The sequence below is a fragment of the Cytobacillus sp. C11.1 genome (assembly GCF_058145115.1).
On the sequence record NZ_CM176935.1, the window covers coordinates 638,339 to 658,738 of the forward strand.

Here is a 20,400-nt window from a genome sequence, read left to right on the forward strand (position 1 = left end):
TAACCGCGGGCTATACCAGGCCCCTTGTCGCATGGGTATGCTTTAACACGCTTCTCCCGATAGAGTTTCGTGCCTCCTGCTCCAATCACCAGGGTACCAATATTATGATGAGCTTTAAAACAGCCAGTTACTAAGCTTCTTCGATGACCACCTGCGCAACGGCATATTCTCTGCTATGGGAAATTGACAGGTGGACTCCTTTTTTAAAAGGTTTCGATATAAAAGGCTTTCCTAGTTCATCCTTTTCAATTTCAATATCCTGAAAGGAAAGTTTTTCGCCAATTCCGGTTCCGGCTGCTTTAGAGAAGGCCTCTTTCGCAGCAAATCTCCCAGCAAGATACTCTACACGCCTTTTTTCTGGCAATTCGTTATACACAGCCAACTCCCACGAAGTCAGAATCCTCTCAGGAAACCGCTCCTGCCTGGCTATTATTTTTCGAATGCGGTCAAGCTCGGCAATATCTATTCCAATACCTGAAATCATCACTCATCTTCCTTCTATTTAGAATATCTGCTGCATAAAGAATACAGTAGAAGCTTGGGTATGTACACACACGAAGACCTGGGTGCTGGCCTAAAGTGCTTTATTTATATGAACAAGGGTTATCGCATGATGAAAACAGCCCTTTCAGGCTATGATGGAGATAGAAGAAACCTATTAACCAACAATAACGGAGGTTGCCAATGTTTACGAGAACGGAAAGCTTAAAAGAATTTATTCGTTTTTACCCTGTTGTTTCCGCTATCATTTTTATCCATATCTTACTCTATTTATTAACAGTCATTCCCATCTTTCCCAATGTGCTGATATTTGAAAAACTCGCGGGAGTCAATCTATATATCCGCCAGGGTGAATACTGGCGGCTGTTCACCCCGATGATTTTGCATAGCGGATTTCCCCATGTTCTATTCAATAGCTTTTCTCTTGTTCTATTTGGCCCTGCCCTGGAACGGATCCTCGGGAAAATAAAATTCATCATTCTATATGTTACAGCCGGGGTGGCGGCCAACATCGCCACACTCATTCTGGAACCAAGGACATATATACATGTTGGAGCGAGCGGAGCTATATTTGGTTTATTCGGCTTCTTTGCTGCCATCATTATCTTCCGCAAAGACCTTTTATCAAGGGAGAACTCGCAAATCATTCTGACCATCACCGTGATTGGTGTGATCATGACCTTTTTGCAGCCAAATATAAATGTAACAGCCCATATTTTCGGGCTTATCGCCGGGTTCCTGATCGGCGCAGCTTTCCTTTCAAAAGGACGTCAGTCTAGGACAGCCGGGATAACACTTCCAGGGAAAATATCCGGATTGCGCCCTTCCCTAAAAGGAATACCAGCTTCCAGGCTCCTATTATGGAGTGTAATTTTGCTGTTGGCTGTATTGGGGTTTCTGGCAAAATAAAAAGGCTCTTTTCTAAAAGATTTCTTGTTTATAAAGGCCCTTTTCTCATAGATTGTTGTTTTTATTTATGAATTCTGCCCGTTGATTTCAGCACGGGGCACTCAGCGAACCCGCGGGGAGGGTAGCGAGCCTCCCGAAGTGGAAATTAACCACTTCTCAATACTTGTTTAATAAGCAACAAAGTTGGCGAAAACAGCCAAATAAAAAAGAAAGGCGCTCATTGGCGCTTTTCTTTTGGTAATGCATTATTTCCGTTCAAGCCTGTATAAGAGTACCATTTATATATCGCACTTACGTCTTCTCGATCAAGATCAAGCACCGTTCCGCCAGTTCCGCCAGTCCCAGACATGGCTACTGCTTCAATGGTAGCCAGATTCCGCCTTTTTTGAAAATAGCTTTCTCTCATCGATAGCGACTGAATGCGATTTTTCCTCATAAAAACAGTCGTCCTGACTATGCCGCGATATCTGAGCGCAAGCTGATGTGAACTAATATCCCAACCCGCATCTTTGTACTTGAGATACGACCAGACAAAGGAGATGATCAACAGCAGCAGAGAGAAGTATCCCAATGGCCTGAAAAAAATAATTGGAGCAATAATAAAGGGCAGAATTCCCAGAAGCCCCCTCCAAATATATCTATTGAGCGCTCTCTTTGGAGCTTTGAAAAAGTCTGGCTGGAGTTCGTAATCAGGCAAATCTGATTTTAACAATCCTGCTATCCTGCTTCTTTTTACAATTGGCAAAACCATGACACGGGCGCTTTCACTATCTTCGAGCGAACCGCCAGCGCTTTCTATATAAACAGTGGCCAATCCAAACGGCTGCCTTATAAGATTCTCACTGATCTGAATAGCCTGGATGCGGTGCAGCGGAATGGTAATTTGCCTTTTCTCCAGTAAACCTCTGGTTATGATTAATTCCTTGTCTGTTTTTTTCAGTGTGAAATCGGCATACTTTAGCATCGTTCCTACAAGGGCAATAATCCATGCAAAGCCGAAGCCGATAAAGATAAGAATGCTCACAAAAATCACGCCGTTAGCAATAAACCCTTCCAATCCCGCAAACACTTTATCATAAGGAATGATTTCTTCAAATTGAAAAATAAAAGCAAAAACTGCGGAAATGACAACCCCCACTCCACCTGACGTTGAAGCAAGAAGGAGCAGCTTTCCCGGTGAGATTTTATAAATGATTTTCCGCTTTGCTGCAGGTGATTCAAATTCATTGCTGATTTCTGAAGGTTTCTTTTTGGCCGTTGAAAATGCCTGTTGAATAAAGTCAGCATCTTTCCTGGAAATAGCGGTCAGTACTGCTTCCGCATCTCCTGCACCGCTAGAACCAGCGGTTTCCACCTTCATTTTCACAAGCCCGAATGGCCTTTGCAGCAGCCCTTCAGATAAGTCCAAACTTTGAATTCTTTCAAGAGGGATATACCTTTTCTTTCTGACTAAAATACCATACTCAATTCGGAGCTCCCCCTCCTCAAGCCTATAGGTATATCTTAGCCAGGAAAGGACTCCGAAGATAAACACAGCTATAACAACTCCAGCTGTAATAACCAGCTGAAACACTTCGCCGTTTCCACCCCTGCTTCCAAAAACGACAAAGATTAAAAACGGAACAATTAATTCCTTCAGCTGCTTCAGGAAATTCAATACTGCAGATATTGGATGTAGGCGTCTCGGATTAGACATCATCGTCTGCAACCCTTGCCAATTGAGAAATGAAAAAGCGCAGCTCCTCCGCTTCCTCCACATCCAACGCAGGAATCTCATGGACTGTAGCAGCAGTGGATATTATGACAGTTGCCAACCGATACTTCCGCAAAATCGGCCCTTGTCTTGTGTCAACATGCTGGACCCGAATCATCGGGACAAGCGTTCTTTTAATAACAAAAATTCCATGTTTAAGTTCAATTTCTTTTTCCCGAACCTCATATCTCCATCTCTTCCACCTCAAAGTTGGAATAATCGTAATCACAAAATAGGCATAGGCAGAAAAAAACATCAGGGCAGCCCCTATCACCCAGATAGGCCAATCGAATAAGCTGGCTAAAGCAATGATTCCCCCTGATAAAAGCAAAGGAAATACAGAGTGGATCGTGCCGGAGATTCGCCATGCAAGCAGTCCCCGTGCCGGAATCCTTTTATGCGGCTCTGTAATCATGTAGTACCCCCTGGAATTCCAAAATATCACTCTTATTAGTATACATGACACGAAAAAGAAGTGTCTTCCTTTTATGAAAAAAGTGGGGGCTTACGCTTAAATTTCAAAGCTCGACTGGTCAATAAATTTAAGGTTCGGTTTCGTCCTTAGGTCTTTAGCCAGCTGGAATAGGGCACTGTCCTTCATCTTCGCTTCAATCATACAATGGATTTCTGGAACTGAGCCTTTTATATTTTGCAGGAATTCCATGAACATTTCTGAGTCGACATTATCTGCATGGGCCCTGAAGTCCTTTTCTGATTTCGGGCTGGAAATATGCATTTTCACAGGAAGATCAGAATGTTCCCATGTACCAGCAACTCTCTCCCACTGATCGATCCAATTGTCATTCTGAAAGTTCGCCAGATGATGATGGTAATCAAAAACAAGTGGAATTCCAAGTTTTTCACAAAGATACAAGGTGTCATCAAGCGTAAAGGTCGTATCATCGTTCTCGAGGATAACCATCCGCTGAATGCCGGCTGGCGTGAACCCCCAATTATGTATAAACTGCTCCAAAGCCTTTTCTTTATCGTCATAACCGCCGCCCACATGAAGAACACAGCGATGAGACGGGTCAACCCGCATTCCTTTTAACAGCGCCCGATGCATAGCTAACGTTTTAATGGACGTATTCAGCGTTTCCACTTTTGGTGTATTAAGCAGTACAAAATGGTCTGGATGAAAGTCCACCCTCATTGGATTTTCCTCTAAAAAGTCCCCGATATTGGATAAAGCCTCCTTAAGAGGACGCATATACTTCCAAGCAGACAATTCCTCATGATTTGCAAGTGGAATTAACCGGGAGCTGAACCGAAAAAAATGAATATCATGTGCCGCATTATGCTTCAGCAAGCGTAGGCAGTTCTCCAGGTTAGAAACCGCAATCCGCTCAAGCCTGCCAATGGCCGCCTCCCGATCCTTGATAGCAGAAAATTGTTTGAACGTCATCGTTTGCGAGGGTGAAGCATTTTTTAAATTCATGCTCATTGCGACATATCCGAGGCGCACTATCGTCATGGTTAGTTCCTCCTATACCTGCGTTTTCCTTAGTATATACGGCTGTGGCGGAGAAATTACTATAAATGGCTGAGGCAGTCTTATCAGGGGCAAAGGCAACTTTAAAGAATTTTGCCGGAAAAATCCCACAAACAAAAAAAGAGAGCAGAAACTCTGCTCTCCCCACTTATTACCGATAGCTATTGCTGTTTGATCGGTTATTGTTATTATGGCGTTTTCCAGTGTGGCCTTGGCGGGATTTGTAGGATCCTTTTTGGCCTCCTTGTCTGCCTCTTCCTCCGTAGCCGCCGCGGCTTCTGTCGTTTGGCTTTCGGTCACGCTTGGCTGGAAGCGGCTTTTCTTCCGTTAGCTTAACTGGAGTTGTATCCGGTTCTTTTGTCAGCATTTTCAGCACGGCCTGAACAACTGTCGAAGCTTCTTTTTCGGCAAGCAATTCATCCGCAGCTTCTTTATAGCTATCAAGGTTATTTTCCTCGATTGTTTGCAGGATTTTGTCCATAACCGCTTTTTGCTGGCCTTCAAGTGCTTCATCCAGTGTTGGAGCATCCATGCGTTCCATTTTTCTCTTCGTTGTTTTTTCAACAACATGCAGATAAGACTTTTCACGCGGGTTGATAAATGTCATCGCAACACCTGTTTTGCCGGCACGGCCTGTACGTCCTATGCGGTGAACATAGCTTTCAGGGTCTTGCGGGATATCGAAATTGTATACATGTGTAACGCCGGAAATATCCAGTCCTCGAGCAGCAACATCTGTCGCTACAAGTACATCAATGCTGCCTTCTTTAAATTTGCGCAAAACAGAAATGCGCTTTGCCTGGCTTAGGTCTCCGTGGATTCCTTCAGCCATGTATCCGCGCAGGTTCAATGCCTCTGCAAGTTCATCAACGCGGCGCTTTGTGCGTCCGAAAACAATGGCCAATTCAGGTGATTGGATATCCAAAAGCCTTGTTAGCACATCGAACTTACTTTTTTCATGTACTTCAATATAATATTGCTCAATAGATGAAACAGTCATTTCCTTGGCCTGTACACGTACAACTTGAGGGTCCTTCATGAAACGCTCTGCCATTCGGCGGATAGGGGCAGGCATAGTAGCTGAGAAGAGAAGCGTCTGGCGCTCTTCAGGAATTTGCGCAAGGATTGCTTCAATGTCATCAATGAATCCCATGTTCAGCATTTCATCCGCTTCATCGAGAATAGCCGTATGGACATTATCAAGGCGCATCGTTTTGCGGTTGATGTGGTCCAGTATCCGTCCTGGCGTTCCAACAATAATATGCGGCTTGTTCTTTAAAGCGCGAATTTGGCGGTTAATATCCTGTCCTCCATAGATTGAAAGGACTTTTGTTCTTTTGCCATAACCAATTTTATATAGCTCTTCAGATACTTGAATAGCAAGCTCGCGAGTTGGAGCGATCACGATTCCCTGGATAAAATCCTTCGTGTTGTCAATTTTATCAATCATCGGAATTCCAAACGCGGCCGTTTTTCCAGTACCTGTTTGCGCCTGGCCGATTAAGTCTTTATTTTCTAAGCTCAATGGAATCGTTTGGGCCTGGATTGGAGTCGCTTCTTCAAAACCCATTCGTTTTAGTGCTTTCATTGTCGCTGGGCTGATGCCCAAGTCTTGAAACTTTGTCAATGTATTCATTCTCCTTCTAATCATAGAAAAATTTTGTTCCTGCACATTGCAGGCAGGAGTTCTCCTGAAAATTGGCCTATGAGGCACTCTTCCGGACGATTATAAGAAAAGTTTAGGCATCCCTGATAAGTGCCTGAACAGAAAGTATCCAGCTTCAGAAAGCTATACCTTCTTATTTTTATAAAAAGTGCGGTGTAATTTCGCTAAGAAGAGTCTCACTCAATATGAAACCCGCTTGAGGATAGGATGAGGGTAAGTTCAAACCCTAATTGATTTATGGACAAGTAGGTCTCTTGAAATGAATGGCTAACCATATTTTAAGATGGATAGCACTCAATAAAATACGGCCTAACAGAAAGTACGTCAATAGAGGGAATTTTATTGCTTTGGCCAATTCCCTGTACAAACATACTTCCGTATTTAATGAAAAAAGACATTCTCCTGTTGGAGTATGTCCGGGTTTCCAAAAGAAGTTCCTGTTGGCACTTTGGTGTTAATATTACCATTTTCAAGTAAGCAATGCAAACTTGACGACTGGCTGAAAACCCTATCATGCCGGCTTTTCTTTTAGAAAAACGAGGATTTCGTGAAACAGCTGATCTCTTTCTTCACAATGACAGATTAAATGCTTCGAGTCTTTTAAAAAAATCAGTTTTTTAGCAGAAGAACCAATATTATTGTATAAGTATCGTGCGCTTCTGGGAGGAACGACACCATCGCTTTCCCCTTGTGCGATTAGAGTCGGTACGGTAACCTGGTTCAGAATCGGCCTAATAGAAGCCACCAGACGGCGAAACTGAAGTGTGGCTGTTATTGGTGTAGCACTGATTTTTTGCTTGTACCTGACAAACATTTCATTACCAGCCAAGTTGCCCCGGAAAGCATCCTTTACCATATCCTTAATATCGGAAAAAAGCTGCTTAGGATTTACGTAATAGGCAGCCGCACTGAGAAGAACTAATTTATCCACAGGATAATGCACGGTTAAATAACTGGCAATCAGGCCGCCCATTGAAAAACCGACCACATACACCTTCTCACACCGGTTAATAAGCCTTTTTAGGTCTTCTTCCGCATGCTCAATCCATTTGTGATATGCGATGCCCTTAAGCTTCAATTCATCCCCGTGACCCGGCAATGTTGGCACTGAAATCTCCCAGTCTGTATGTTCCTTTAAATAATCAACGAGGGGCTCCACTTCATAAGGGGCTCCTGTAAAACCGTGTATACACATGCAGCCAATCATCCGTGATCACCGCCTTTTTTAAAAAAATGGAGTCATTTTCTATTTTACACTTTTTCCTTTTTCGCATACTAATCAAACCTATTGCAAGAGCTTAATTTAGAGCAGAAGAACTATAGAAAAATAATTTAACCCCTGTTCCACGTGGAACAGGGGTAAGTTACCTATAATAACAGTTTTAACCAATTTACATGTGCTAAGGGGTTTTAAAGCCTTCTGATAGCTTCACAATCATTTCATTCATTCGTTTTGCTTAGTTTGCTTACGCTTTGTACTAGCAACCCAGTCGATATTTTAAGGGGGTGCCAGAGTATTGAAAAAGAAAAGGCATTCATTGCTGTTCTAGTACCTGTATAATTTCTGTTAAATCTGCTGCATTATGCTTTTTATCTTTATTGGGCAGCAATTTTCAATTTTTTGGCTATTCAGCAATCATGTCATAGATCTCCTGGTAAAAGTTATTGAAGGGCTGAGACGACTTCTTCCAGCTTCATGCCCCTTGATGCTTTAACCAGTACGATTGTTTCTTTATCGACATGCTTCTTCAATTCTTCAATCAATGGCTGTTTATCTGTAAAAGCAATCACCCTATCGGCTGTGAGTGATTGTTCTGCCCCCTTGGCAATAAACTCACCGAGCTTGCCGAATGTAAAAACGTAATCAACTTTTTCCGAATCTACTGCTTTCCCAATGGCAAAATGGAAATCTTCCTCCTGAGGCCCAAGCTCCAGCATATCGCCGAGAACCAGAATTTTCTTTTTATAGCCAGGCAGATTAGCAATAAGCTCAATTGCAGCATTCATGGAAGTCGGGCTTGCGTTATAGGCATCATTGATAATCTTTTCGCCGTTCTTCCCTTCTAAAATTTCCATTCGCATATTTGTCAGCTTCAAGCCGGAGAAGCCCTCATTCATTTTTTCATATGGCACACCAAAATGTGAAGCTGCACTCATGGCCGCCAGCGCATTCAGGACATTGTGTGTACCTAATACCGGCAGATAAAACTCTTCATTTGTGCCATTAATCATAAAAGTACTGCCGCTGTCATTCTGTTCAATACTAAGCGGATAGACATCATTTGTTTCGGTTCTGCCAAAGGTCCTTAAAGCTGCTGAACCCGTATAAGAATTTAATTTTTCATTAAGAAGCGGTTCGTCACCATAATAAATAACCACGCCGTTATCCTGAAGACCATTAACGATCTCAAGTTTAGCCTCCGTAATTCCCTCTCTGGATCCTAAGTCCTGAAGATGTGACTCGCCTATATTCGTAATAATTACTGCTTCCGGACGGGCAAGCCTTGTAAGGAAATCAATTTCCCCCCGTCCGCTCATGCCCATTTCCAATACAGCAATTTCTGTATCCTCTTCTAAAGCGAGGATTGTTAAAGGCAGGCCAATATGATTATTGTAGTTTCCTTCTGTCTTCTGCACCTTGTATTTTACAGAAAGCAAATTGGCTGTCATATCCTTGGTCGTTGTTTTCCCATTGCTCCCCGTAATACCTACTGCTTTTACCTTTAGTTCACCGCGGTAGCTTCTCGCCAATTCCTGGAGAGCTGTCAATGTATCTTCTACCAGCAGGATTGGCAAATGAAGCGGAGGATTCGGGACATCCTTTTGCCAGAACGCTGCGGCTGCCCCTTTTCGAAGGGCGTCTTCTACAAAACGATGGCCGTCGGAGTTTTCCCCTTTGAAAGGGACAAACAGATTGCCTTGCTCGATTTTTCTTGAATCAATACTTACCCCTTTAATGGCGGTATCATAAAAAGATGAAAAATCATTCTCAATCTTAATCATTTGTCCAATCTCTTGAAGTGTTTTCTTAATCATACGGCTCCTCCTATTTTGACAGTTTTTCATTTTTGCACGAATGGCAGCTGAAACCCTATCAGTTATGTACGAACAAAAGGAACACGGCAAAGATGCCGTGTTTCCTTAATGATAACGTTAATGCAGCCAAATGGCTTTACATTGTGTGTTTAATATTTTGTTTTTCAGTGTGCCGTTCAATTGCCAGATTTACAAGCTTTTCAATTAGCTGAGGGTACTCAACACCAGTATGCTTCCAAAGAAGCGGGAACATGCTGAAAGGTGTAAATCCAGGCATTGTGTTCACTTCGTTAATGTATAGCTTCCCCTCTCTTGTCAAGAAGAAATCAGCTCTGACAAGACCGGAGCAATCGAGGGCTTTAAACGCTGCAATCGCCATATCCTTCAGCTCGCTGTACTCCTTTTCAGAGATTTCAGCTGGTATGATCAATGCTGTATCTCCATCTTCATATTTGGCTTTATAATCATAAAACTCCACTTTTGGTACAATTTCTCCGGCAACAGAGCATTCCGGGTAGTCATTGCCAAGTACACCCGCTTCAATTTCCCTTGCTGTAACGCCTTCTTCAATGATAATTTTACGGTCGAATTGGAAAGCCTCTTTAAACGCTTCCTCAAGCTCTGTACGATTCATACACTTGCTGATGCCCACACTTGAACCTAGGTTGGCCGGTTTAACAAAACACGGGTACCCCAGTTCCTTTTCTACTTTCTCATAGGCAGCTGCGGATTCATTTTCCCATTCACTGCGGATAAACCAGACATATTTCACCTGCGGAAGTCCTGCCTGTGCAAAAATATTTTTCATAATTACCTTATCCATACCAGCAGATGAAGCCAATACTCCATTGCCTACATACGGAAGGTTAAGCAGCTCCAATAAACCTTGAACCGTGCCATCTTCACCGTTAGGTCCGTGAAGCAGCGGAAAAATTACATCGAAAGGACCTTTCTGCTGAGAATCCTGAAAAAGTGTCGGTGCCAATGCTGTTGGCGGAAGCGCCTCTCCTTGGGAAAATTCCAGTTCCTTCACACTGGAAACAGGGCCCTGCAATTGCGGGCCCTTAACCCATTGTCCTTCTTCGGATATATAAATTGGATGAATTTCAAATTTGTCTAAGTCCAGCGCTTTGATTACAGCCATTGCTGTCTGCATGGATACTTTATGTTCTGCGGATTTTCCGCCGTACAATAGGCCAACCTTCGTTTTCATAAAAGAACCTCCATTATTCAATCATGGATTACCAGGCAAGTAGCGCCAAGTGGTATTTCCAGTGTAAGTATCATCTCTTGTCTGCCCGCCAGCGCAAACACGTGCTGGTGAAGCTTCACTTTATTGTAACACTTTCTAAATTAAGAAAGGGAGTGATTACATGTTCAAATATTAAGGAATTTTTTTCTGCTCATACGCCCATATTCCTATATGTATGAAAAAGATTTAAAAAAGGAAACTTTTCTTATCCTTATACCTGAAGAAAATACCTTATTATTACTTCCTTTTCTGCCATAATTTAAAACCCAAAAATCACAATGTTATTTTAAGATAACGCTTTATTTCTTATATTATAGCGTTTTATACCGTAATCCCTTTTTAAGTAGATTAATAGTCAGAATTTATATAATTATTTTATTTTTATAATAAAGCTTTTCACTCTTAACTTTTTATCTAAAACAAGTTATAATCCCCCTATGGAAAACAAGTGTATTTTTAAGGAGGACAAAAATGAAAAAGTTCGGATTGCTTCCCAGAATTATTTTAGCTATCGCTTTAGGTATTATACTAGGTTCTTTTTCTCCTGAATGGTTAATTAAACTATTCGCTACTTTTAATGGCCTATTCGGAAACTTTCTTGGCTTTGCCATTCCGTTAATCATTATCGGGTTCATCGCACCAGGGATCGGCAGCATGGGCAAGGGAGCAGGCAAACTGTTGGGCATTACAACCGGTTTTGCATATGCTTCCACAGTTGCGGCAGGACTACTGGCATTCTTCACTGCCACTGTCCTATATCCGATTCTATTAAAAAATCAAAGCTTCAAGGAATTTGAGAATCCGGAAGAGGCACTGCTTTCTCCATTTTTCCAGGTGGATATGCCTCCTGTAATGGGTGTTATGACAGCACTTCTTATTTCGTTCACTTTAGGGCTTGGCTTAGCGGCGATTAAAGGAAACACGCTGCAGAATGCCATGAACGATTTTCGTGATGTTATTGAAAAACTGATTGAAAAAGTCATTATTCCATTGCTTCCTGTTCATATATTCGGGATTTTTGCCAATATGACACAGGGCGGTCAAGTCGGCGCCATCATGTCAGTATTTGCAAAAGTATTTGTAATGATTATTGCTCTTCATATTATCTTTTTACTGGTTCAATATACGGCTGCAGGAACGGTTACAAAATCAAATCCGATTAAGCTGATTAAAAATATGATGCCCGCTTACTTCACAGCACTTGGAACACAATCATCCGCATCAACAATTCCCGTCACGCTAAAGCAGGTTAAAAAGCTTGGCGCACGTGAAAAAGTGGCTGATTTCTCTGTTCCTTTACTGGCAACGATTCATCTGTCCGGAAGTACCATTACTCTTGTAAGCTGTGCAATTGCTGTTATGATGCTCCAAGGACAAACTGCTTCTTTCGCAGAAATCCTGCCGTTTATCTTAATGCTTGGCGTAACCATGATTGCTGCACCAGGTGTTCCAGGCGGAGCCGTTATGGCGGCACTTGGATTGCTTGAAAGCATGCTCGGCTTCAATGAAACGATGATTGCTCTTATGATCGCACTTTACCTTGCCCAAGACAGCTTTGGAACAGCCTGCAACGTTACAGGTGACGGAGCGCTGACATTACTGTCTGATAAAGCAAACGGAAAAGATAAAAAATTGCAGCCACAGGCTGTAAAAGCCAGCTAATTAAAAGGTGTCCCGATTGGGGCACCTTTTTTGAGCTTGATCAGGAGGTGGGCTTCAAATATATGTAGGATGGACTTATTAGCTGAGTTCGGTCCATCATTACCCTTTGAAATTCTCTTTTACTAATTATTATCCTTCATTACCCCTTTGATGAACACTTCTATATTATTTTGCTATTTTTGTTCTTTTAGTACCTTATTTTGTTTTTATAGAATCCAAAATCTTGATTAGGATTCAGATTTCGGCTCTTTGCGAATATAACGGTCACTTCCCTATGTTTATCGGTCAGATTTTATTATTATCGGTCACTTTTCATTTTTATCGGTCATTTTTTTGCTATATCGGTCACTCTGCGCTGCATCAGCTTTACATCACTTCGAGGGTGAAAACAAAACCTTCCGGCCCCAATAAAAAACTGCCAGATAAAAACCAATTTCAGGCTCTTATCTGGCAGCTTTCTATTTACTTTACAATCATAACCGGCGCTTTAACCCGTTTGGCAATTTTATGGCTTACACTTCCAAGCACCATTTCCTGCAGTGTATTTAATCCACGGCTGCCTACTACCACAATATCAAAATCTCGTTGGTTGGCGTATTCCACAATAGCCGGGCCAGGCTCTCCCTGTAAGAATTTTATTTCATAAGAAAGATTTTTTTCTTTTAATATATTTTCAATAGGCTCCAAACGGCGTTTTCTTACTTCGTCCACAACCGACTTGTCGAAATGATGAAGTATATCCTCTTTTGACTTCTGTCCATCAATTGCGTATACAATGGTGATTTCAGCATCGGGATTTTGTTCGGCCAAATAAATGGCTTTTTTGGCTGAACGAATGGAATGATCGGATCCATCTGCAGCTATCAGTATCTTTTTAAACACGTCTTCACCCCTATATTTTTATCCTTATCAAAAAAATACCACAGTCCAGAAGACTGTGGCAGTAATTTTTATTTTATTTTTAATGCCCGGATAATTTTGCACCAGGTTTGCGGTGGACCGCTATACGCTCAATTAAATTGGAGCTTGGCGCGTTCAATCCCGATAAGCGGACTAACACACCATTATCTCTTAGCTTTAACACAATCTTATCTATTGCAGCGACACCTGAATCATCCCAGACATGCGCCTGAGAAAAGTCGATTTCAACTTCTTTTAGTTCTTCATTAAAGTCAAAGGCTGCTACGAGTTCATCTACAGAAGCAAAGAAAACCTGGCCTGTAACGGCATAAATTTTCTTTGCTCCTTCAATTCGTGATGTAACATGCACTTTAGAAATTTTAGCAACAAAGAAAATCGCACTTAAGATAATACCTGCGAAAACCCCTTTTGATAAATCGTGAGTAAAAACTGTTGTCACAGTAGTTGTTACCATAACAATGCTATCAGTAACCGGAGTCTTGGCAAGCCCCTTAATTGAAGACCAGTCAAAGGTTCCGATTGAAACCATAATCATGACACCAACCAGTGCAGCCATCGGTATTTGAACGACAATATTGCCTAATACTAAAATCAAGAACATAAGGAATGTACCGGCTACAAGAGCAGACAGCCTGCCCCTTCCCCCTGATTTTACATTAATGACGGACTGTCCGATCATTGCACACCCAGCCATTCCGCCGAATAAACCAGCTACGATGTTCGCAATACCCTGTCCGCGGCTTTCCATATTTTTATCACTTGCTGTATCAGTCATATCGTCAACGATTGAAGCAGTCAAAAGTGACTCTAAAAGACCAACAATTGCAAGAGCAAGTGAATAAGGGAAAATAATTTTTAATGTCTCAATATTAAATGGAACATCCGGAATAAAAAATGCCGGCAATGCAGAAGTTAAGGCTCCCATATCTCCAACTGTTCGAACATCACTCTTTGTCATAATGGCAATGACTGTAATCACAATAATTGCTACTAACGGTGAAGGTACTGCTTTCGTAAGCCTTGGGAAAATATAAATAATCGCCAATGCTCCGGCAACCATCGCATACATAACCCATGTAGCATCTACAAATTGCTCCAGCTGGGCCATGAAAATCAAAATCGCCAGCGCGTTCACAAATCCAATCATAACGGCACGCGGAATAAATTTCATAAAGCGGGCTAATTTAAGCACACCAAATAAAATCTGCAGAACCCCTGTTAAAATGGTCGCAGCAAATAAATACTGCAATCCATGATCAGCTACTAATGTAACCATCAGCAAAGCCATAGCACCAGTTGCAGCAGAGATCATCCCTGGCCTTCCGCCAACTATTGCAATCGTTACGGCAATACAGAAGGAAGCATACAACCCAATCATTGGATCCACACCAGCAATAATGGAGAAGGCAATGGCTTCAGGTATAAGAGCCAATGCTACCACAATTCCGGCAAGTATGTCCCCTTTAACATTGCCAAACCATTGTTCTTTTAATGAATTAACTTTCAAACAAACACCCCTTCTCTGAAAAGCAGCAGAGCGCCTGTTTTTCGGCGCTCCTGCTAGACGATATTATTTTTTTATTGTAATGACTTTGAACTCTCATCAAAGTCGAGCCGACAAAAACAATAGAATCATATCACATTTGTCAGGAAATACAAGTTAGAATGAAAGCGTTTATAACACACGAATTCTCTCTATACCTATTAAAATCTCATTTTCTCTATTGGAGACATTATTTTTACACAAACATAAAAAAGGACCCTATGATCAGGACCCTTTTAATCAAATGGCGCTGGATAAAGGCCTATTAAATCCATAATCCAAATAACCCCTCAGTTATCCCGAGGTTATACATATAATAGATTCCAAACAGAAAACTTACTGATCCGGCAGCTTGTGTCAAAAACCGGTTTACCTTAACATTGCCTTTGCAATAAACAAATGGAATACCAAGGATCGTTGTAAAAGTTAACATGCCAAAGATAGTACCCAATCCGAATATCCCTATGTATAACGCACCTTCCCAAACTGTGGACACGGTGGACATGGTCAATAACACCATGGCTGCACTTCCAGCAAGGCCATGGACGAACCCAATAATGGTCACTTTTATTAACGATGATTTTTCCCGGGATTCTGTATTCCTATCAGTATCTTGTTTTTTCATAAATAGTAAACTCTTAATGCCTAAGTAAACCAGCATAATGCCGACAAGAAATTCAAGGGACATTGCCCACTTATCTGTCAGCTCTCCTTTCATGAGAATTAAAGCCATTCCCACGATGAAGAGAGTAAGCGTGTGTCCGATTCCCCAAAACACCCCTGTTAGCGTTGACCGCAATAACTTCTTGCTCTTTCCGACCATCGTGGAAACAGCAATAATATGATCCGGTTCGATGGAATGCTTAATGCCTAATATAAATCCTAGAAATAATACTGAAACCAAACTCATAAACATGTTAACGTTTCCCCCCGCTGCCTAATTTCACGCTGCCATTCATCTAATCTTATTTATATATTTTCATCATAGTCTCTCCATACGTGTTCATAAACCTTTTTCAAAGGGATGTTATGAAGGGCGGCAATCTTTTTGCATTCCTCATATTCAGGGGCTCTTTGGACAACTTTCCCCTTATAGATTCCCTCTTTTACTGTTACTGTTCCCCATTCTATGTTCACCTTTTTAAAGTGACGTTCCAAACGGTGAACTGTTAGAGGATAATAGCGGATGCCAAGAGTGGTTGTTTCTGCAAATAAGATGTCTTTCATTTGATTCACCTTTGCCTGCGAACAAAGCAGCTGCAATAATACTCCTGGCCTATTTTTCTTCATATAGATTGGAGTGTAGAACACATCGTTTGCTCCGGCTTCAAACAGCCGATCCATGACATGGCCCAGCCACTCCCCAGGTATATCATCAAGATTGACTTCCATTTTAAACATCTGGTCATCCATATGCTCATGGTCAGGCGGAAGTTGAGAAGCCATTTCACACACTCCTTTTATTCTTGAATGGAACGTCTACTCCCCAATAATGACACGGAGGACGTTGGGATGGTCTTTAAAAGTTTTAGTTCCAGCACCATAGCCAATGGATTGAACCTTCATAGAAGGTATCGAACAAAACTCTTCTGCCAGTACAGAAATAATAGCGGCACCTGTTGGCGTGGTAAGTTCCGCTCTAACATCCGATTGTTCAATTGGAACGCCTTTTAATATTTCAAGCGTGGCAGGTGCAGGCACAGGATATATCCCATGATCAATATGAATTCTTCCCTTTCCCACCGGAACCGGCGAAGACTTAATTGCAGAGATATCTAACTGGTCTATTAAAATAGCAGCACCGATAATATCAATAATTGAATCTACCGCACCCACTTCATGGAAATGGACTTCATCCAATGGAAGTCCATGGATAAGCCCCTCCGCTTCCCCAATTTTCCGGAAGATTTTTAGCGCCATATCCTCTATATGATGATTGAACCCTGCTTCTTTTATCATCTTTGCAATATCCGAATAGGAACGGTGATGATGATCGCCATGATTGTGGCTATGGGTATGATCATGACTGTGGCCGTGATCATGCTCGTGATGGTGATCATGGCTATGGCTGTGTTCATGATCGTGTTCATGATCATGACTGTGGTTGTGATTATGTTCGTGGTCATGAGTATGATCATGCCCATGATGATCATGGCTATGGCTGTGTTCATGCGCGTGTCCATGACTCTGACCTTCATTCAATAACAACACATCGAACTTGGTGCTTGAAATACCATTTTTTACAACATTTTTCCATTTCAGCTCATATTCATCTTCGATATCCAGCTTCTTTAATTCTTCAACTAGAACACTTGGATCTGCCCCCGCATCGATTAAAGCCCCAATAACCATATCTCCGCTCATTCCTGAGAAACAATCAAAGTAAAGTATTTTCTTCATTAATCCCGGCCCCTTTTTGTGCTAAACGATGGATTAGAACCGCGTTGTATCCGCCGCCAAATCCATTGTCTATGTTTACTACGCTAATTCCTGACGCACATGAGTTCAACATCGTGAGCAATGCAGATAGCCCATTGAAATTCGCACCGTAGCCAATGCTTGTTGGAACGGCTATAACAGGATGGGAAACCAGTCCGCCAACTACACTCGGAAGAGCTCCTTCCATTCCTGCCACAACTACAGAAACAGTTGCATTCTGGATTTCTTCCGCATGATTTAATAGCCGGTGGATTCCCGCAACCCCTACATCATAAAATCGGCGGACTTCACTTCCCAGCACTTCTGCAGTAAGAGCCGCCTCTTCAGCCACCCTTAAATCTGAAGTCCCTGCTGCAACGACTGCAATATAACCTGATCTTAAGCCAATATTATTTTCATCTTTCCAATAGAGAATTTGTGCGATTTCACGATATACAAATTCAGGGCACTCGCGTAATACATCTTCCGCCTTTTCCTTAGAAATCCTGGTAACTAGTACCTGATTATTTCTTGCTCTTAAAGATTGAATGATGGAAATGATTTGTTCAGCTGACTTTCCTTCCCCAAAAACAACTTCCGGGAAGCCCTGGCGCTTTTTCCGGTGATGATCCACTTTGGCAAAACCCAGATTTTCAAAGGTTGCTAGCTGCTCCTTTGCGTCTGAAACACTAAGAGTGCCCTTTTGAACTTGTTGTAAAATATTTTCCAGAATGATAAACAACCCCTTTTTTAAAATCTTATTTATCTAATAGGTGAACAGATCTCGATATAATGGCCATCCGGATCTTCCACATAAGCCACCTTCTGCCCCCAAGGCTTTTCAATCGGCTCAAGCAGAACAGTAACTCCTGCTCCCTTTAACTTTTCTACAACAGCTTCAACCTCTTCCGTTACGAAACCAAGCTCGAAGGTCTGCTCCTTTCTCACTCCATCCGGAATCGGAAGCCCCGTAACCTCACGCCCGCCTTCTCTGGTATTAAAAGAAAGAATCGTACTGCCAGTATCATATTCAATGTATGTTCCAAACTCATTCCTTAACTCCAGGCCTAGCAATTCTCCATAAAAATGTTTCGTTTTGTCCAGGTTTTCCGTATATAGAATGACATAGCCCATTTTCAGCCTCAATCAGTTCACCTTCTTTTAAAATTTGTGCTATATAATAAATTCAATAGAGCAGGTGAATTCTCCTTTCCAAAAATGAAACAAAAAAAATACCAATATAATGATAAGAGCTTATTAAAAGACACTAAATAGAGGTGAGGCAGAGCAAGGCTTGGAGGGAGACAGTAAGACAAGGATTTTCTAAAAAGCGAGTCTCCAGTATTTTAACTTTACGGGGTGTACTGAGGGAAGAGTGGGAAGAATTGAAAGCTCGCCGGCAGTGAAAAGAGACTCGCCTTTATGCGGGCCTCTTTTTAGTCTGTGAGCCATTCTTTAAACCTTTGATAGAATATGAAAATAACTTCCTGCCAGACGCCTTATCTCTTTTGTTTTTCCCTGGGGATAAACGGCGATAAAGCATGTAGATGGACCGGAAGATTTATGGAGATCCAAGTCTGTATTAAAATCACTATTCGTAAACTTTTTATTAAAAAATAGACCATTTAGCTCTTCAATAATGCCCTTTGAGCCAACAGGAAGAGTCTCAACATCCGCGAGGGAGTTAATTTCCTGGAGTAGCTTCAAGGGGGCTGCTTCTGACCCTCTTTCCACTACCTCTTCTCCGACTAAAGGGGTACCAATGACAGCAATCTCAGTTTGGTTTGTATAAAGGAAACGCTCTGAATGGCCATTGCCCTTCATCTTCCCAAGAACTGATAGTCCAACAGCAGACTGCAGCAGGGTGAAGTTACTTTCTGTGCTGCCGTTAATCTCGAGATCCCCGATATCCAATTCCTCAGCACCACGTTTAATGCCTCTTACAAGCGCATCCCAGGCATCCTCTCCGCAGAAATTATGCAAAGCTGCAGCAAAAGGCTCCGCACCAGCCGATATACATTCCATAACAGCTACCCGAAAAGAATAGTATGCAACTGTTTCATATGGCACTTTAACAGAATCCTTCTCTTTTTCCCCGATTCCGCCGCTGTTATCGCTGGCGATGACTATTGCTTCCTCTGAATTAACAGGAAAAATTAAAACATCCCTCATTGCTCTGCCTCCGCTTTTGTAAGGGGCTCAATCAGCCTTGATAGCTTTGGTATTAATATATAAGCAAAAACCATATTTAGAATAGAGCCAATAAAAAGGGAAGGCACAATGGCCATGTAAAAAGCCTTGCCCATCAAAAATATAAAAGGCATCGGGGCAGCAAAAGCATTTCCAAACACAAATAGTACCCCAGCCTGCCAGCGCTTGCCCCTCCGGTATAGGAAGCCAAATACAAAGGATAAAAGAGCCATTTCACCGGCAATGAGGAAATGAAGCGGCCCAAGCGGCAAACCGCTAACCATTGCCGAAATCAGATGGCCAATCGAGGCAACAATAGCTCCGCCGGTTCCACCAAGCAGAACAGCTGCAAGCAGGGCAGGAAACGCATCCAGGGCCACACTTCCGATGATTGCAGGTATTTTAATTGCTGCTCCGACAGCTGTCAAAGCAACCAGCATTCCAGCCATGGCCATTTTCATGCTTTTCATTTATTTGTCCTCCTTGCGCTTACCTTCCCGGAAAACTTTCGCGCTGCGCACATACTCAACATCTTTTTCATTCATCCGGAAATTGATGACTCTGGCAAGAGCGAAGAAATAATCGGATAATCGGTTCAAGTATTTTAAGGCAACGGCAGAAGTCTCCGGATCTGCTTTTCTTAATGAAACAACCAATCTCTCCGCTCTTCTCGTCACTGTCCTTGCTATATGGATTGATGCAGAAGCAGGAGTTCCACCTGGCAAAATAAATCGTTCCAGCTTAGGTGCTTCCTCAATAAACCCATCGATTTTAGCTTCCAGATAATCAACTGATTCCTTGGTTAGCTTCAACTCCCGATTCTTTGAAACATTTGCCAAATCTCCTCCACAATCAAAAAGCTCATGCTGAATTTTCTCCAGGTCATCCAATACATCCTGAAAAACGCTGCCATCAAGCTGTGTCATGGCCTGACCGACAAAGCAATTCACTTCATCAACTGTTCCATATGCCTCAACCCTTACATCATCCTTCTCCACTCTGCCTCCGATAATGCTCGTTTTCCCCTCATCGCCTGTTCTTGTGTAAAGCTTCATAA

Annotated in this window: 18 protein-coding genes and 1 pseudogene; 2 read left to right on the forward strand and 17 right to left on the reverse strand. The window is 42.1% G+C overall.

Annotated features, from left to right (window positions below; genetic code table 11):
* Positions 1–130: 130 nt before the first annotated feature.
* A complete protein-coding gene (gene acpS / locus AC3ZVC_RS03245; RefSeq protein ID WP_490066224.1) occupies positions 131–484 on the reverse strand; it encodes a holo-ACP synthase in 354 nt (117 codons plus the stop codon).
* A gap of 200 nt (positions 485–684) precedes the next feature.
* Between acpS and AC3ZVC_RS03250 the strand changes: the two genes are divergently transcribed.
* Positions 685–1,410: a rhomboid family intramembrane serine protease gene (locus tag AC3ZVC_RS03250; RefSeq protein ID WP_490066225.1), complete on the forward strand. Its 726-nt coding sequence runs from the start codon at positions 685–687 to the stop codon at positions 1,408–1,410.
* A gap of 217 nt (positions 1,411–1,627) precedes the next feature.
* Here the strand turns inward: AC3ZVC_RS03250 and AC3ZVC_RS03255 are convergent, their stop codons facing one another.
* The 7 genes from AC3ZVC_RS03255 to AC3ZVC_RS03285 all read right to left on the reverse strand — a co-directional run bounded on the left by AC3ZVC_RS03255 (position 1,628) and on the right by AC3ZVC_RS03285 (position 10,570).
* Positions 1,628–3,106, reverse strand: a complete 1,479-nt coding sequence (locus tag AC3ZVC_RS03255; RefSeq protein WP_490068808.1) for a PH domain-containing protein — start codon at positions 3,104–3,106, stop codon at positions 1,628–1,630.
* Complete coding sequence (locus AC3ZVC_RS03260) at positions 3,099–3,578, reverse strand: PH domain-containing protein (protein ID WP_490066226.1); 480 nt, start codon at positions 3,576–3,578, stop codon at positions 3,099–3,101. The genes AC3ZVC_RS03255 and AC3ZVC_RS03260 overlap by 8 nt, the downstream gene beginning before the upstream one ends.
* 96 nt (positions 3,579–3,674) lie before the next feature.
* A complete protein-coding gene (gene uvsE / locus AC3ZVC_RS03265) occupies positions 3,675–4,637 on the reverse strand; it encodes a UV DNA damage repair endonuclease UvsE (protein ID WP_490066227.1) in 963 nt (320 codons plus the stop codon).
* 169 nt (positions 4,638–4,806) lie between these two features.
* On the reverse strand, positions 4,807–6,282 hold the full coding sequence (gene cshA / locus AC3ZVC_RS03270; protein WP_490066228.1) for a degradosome RNA helicase CshA: 1,476 nt from the start codon (positions 6,280–6,282) through the stop codon (positions 4,807–4,809).
* Between the two features lie 550 nt (positions 6,283–6,832).
* Positions 6,833–7,528 carry an alpha/beta hydrolase gene (locus tag AC3ZVC_RS03275; RefSeq protein WP_490066229.1) on the reverse strand — a complete coding sequence of 232 codons (696 nt, stop codon included), beginning with the start codon at positions 7,526–7,528 and terminating at the stop codon, positions 6,833–6,835.
* A 455-nt stretch (positions 7,529–7,983) separates the two neighbouring features.
* Positions 7,984–9,357 carry a UDP-N-acetylmuramoyl-tripeptide--D-alanyl-D-alanine ligase gene (locus AC3ZVC_RS03280; protein WP_490066231.1) on the reverse strand — a complete coding sequence of 458 codons (1,374 nt, stop codon included), beginning with the start codon at positions 9,355–9,357 and terminating at the stop codon, positions 7,984–7,986.
* Positions 9,358–9,493: 136 nt separating this feature from the next.
* Positions 9,494–10,570, reverse strand: a complete 1,077-nt coding sequence (locus AC3ZVC_RS03285; protein ID WP_490066232.1) for a D-alanine--D-alanine ligase — start codon at positions 10,568–10,570, stop codon at positions 9,494–9,496.
* Positions 10,571–11,080: 510 nt separating this feature from the next.
* Here AC3ZVC_RS03285 and AC3ZVC_RS03290 point away from each other — a divergent pair.
* The gene (locus tag AC3ZVC_RS03290; RefSeq protein WP_490066233.1) at positions 11,081–12,271 is read left to right on the forward strand and encodes a dicarboxylate/amino acid:cation symporter; all 1,191 of its coding nucleotides are present in this window, start codon (positions 11,081–11,083) and stop codon (positions 12,269–12,271) included.
* Positions 12,272–12,733: 462 nt separating this feature from the next.
* Here AC3ZVC_RS03290 and AC3ZVC_RS03295 read toward each other — a convergent pair whose 3' ends face one another.
* From AC3ZVC_RS03295 to AC3ZVC_RS03335, 9 genes and pseudogenes are all read right to left on the reverse strand, one after another.
* The gene (locus AC3ZVC_RS03295) at positions 12,734–13,153 is read right to left on the reverse strand and encodes a universal stress protein (protein ID WP_490066234.1); all 420 of its coding nucleotides are present in this window, start codon (positions 13,151–13,153) and stop codon (positions 12,734–12,736) included.
* Between the two features lie 79 nt (positions 13,154–13,232).
* Entirely contained in the window at positions 13,233–14,699 is a 1,467-nt protein-coding gene (locus AC3ZVC_RS03300) for a SulP family inorganic anion transporter (protein WP_490066236.1), read from the reverse strand.
* A gap of 301 nt (positions 14,700–15,000) precedes the next feature.
* A complete protein-coding gene (locus tag AC3ZVC_RS03305; protein ID WP_490066239.1) occupies positions 15,001–15,651 on the reverse strand; it encodes an urease accessory protein UreH in 651 nt (216 codons plus the stop codon).
* Between the two features lie 53 nt (positions 15,652–15,704).
* A pseudogene (gene larC / locus AC3ZVC_RS03310) lies at positions 15,705–17,135 on the reverse strand (nickel pincer cofactor biosynthesis protein LarC).
* A complete protein-coding gene (gene larB, locus AC3ZVC_RS03315) occupies positions 17,113–17,886 on the reverse strand; it encodes a nickel pincer cofactor biosynthesis protein LarB (protein WP_490068809.1) in 774 nt (257 codons plus the stop codon). Before larB ends, larC begins: the two are co-directional and overlap by 23 nt.
* 29 nt (positions 17,887–17,915) lie before the next feature.
* Complete coding sequence (locus tag AC3ZVC_RS03320; RefSeq protein ID WP_490066243.1) at positions 17,916–18,299, reverse strand: VOC family protein; 384 nt, start codon at positions 18,297–18,299, stop codon at positions 17,916–17,918.
* A 309-nt stretch (positions 18,300–18,608) separates the two neighbouring features.
* The gene (locus AC3ZVC_RS03325; RefSeq protein ID WP_490066246.1) at positions 18,609–19,325 is read right to left on the reverse strand and encodes an ATP-binding protein; all 717 of its coding nucleotides are present in this window, start codon (positions 19,323–19,325) and stop codon (positions 18,609–18,611) included.
* Entirely contained in the window at positions 19,322–19,813 is a 492-nt protein-coding gene (locus AC3ZVC_RS03330) for an ECF transporter S component (RefSeq protein WP_490066248.1), read from the reverse strand. The genes AC3ZVC_RS03325 and AC3ZVC_RS03330 overlap by 4 nt, the downstream gene beginning before the upstream one ends.
* Positions 19,814–20,398: a cob(I)yrinic acid a,c-diamide adenosyltransferase gene (locus tag AC3ZVC_RS03335; protein ID WP_490066251.1), complete on the reverse strand. Its 585-nt coding sequence runs from the start codon at positions 20,396–20,398 to the stop codon at positions 19,814–19,816.
* Positions 20,399–20,400: the final 2 nt, after the last annotated feature.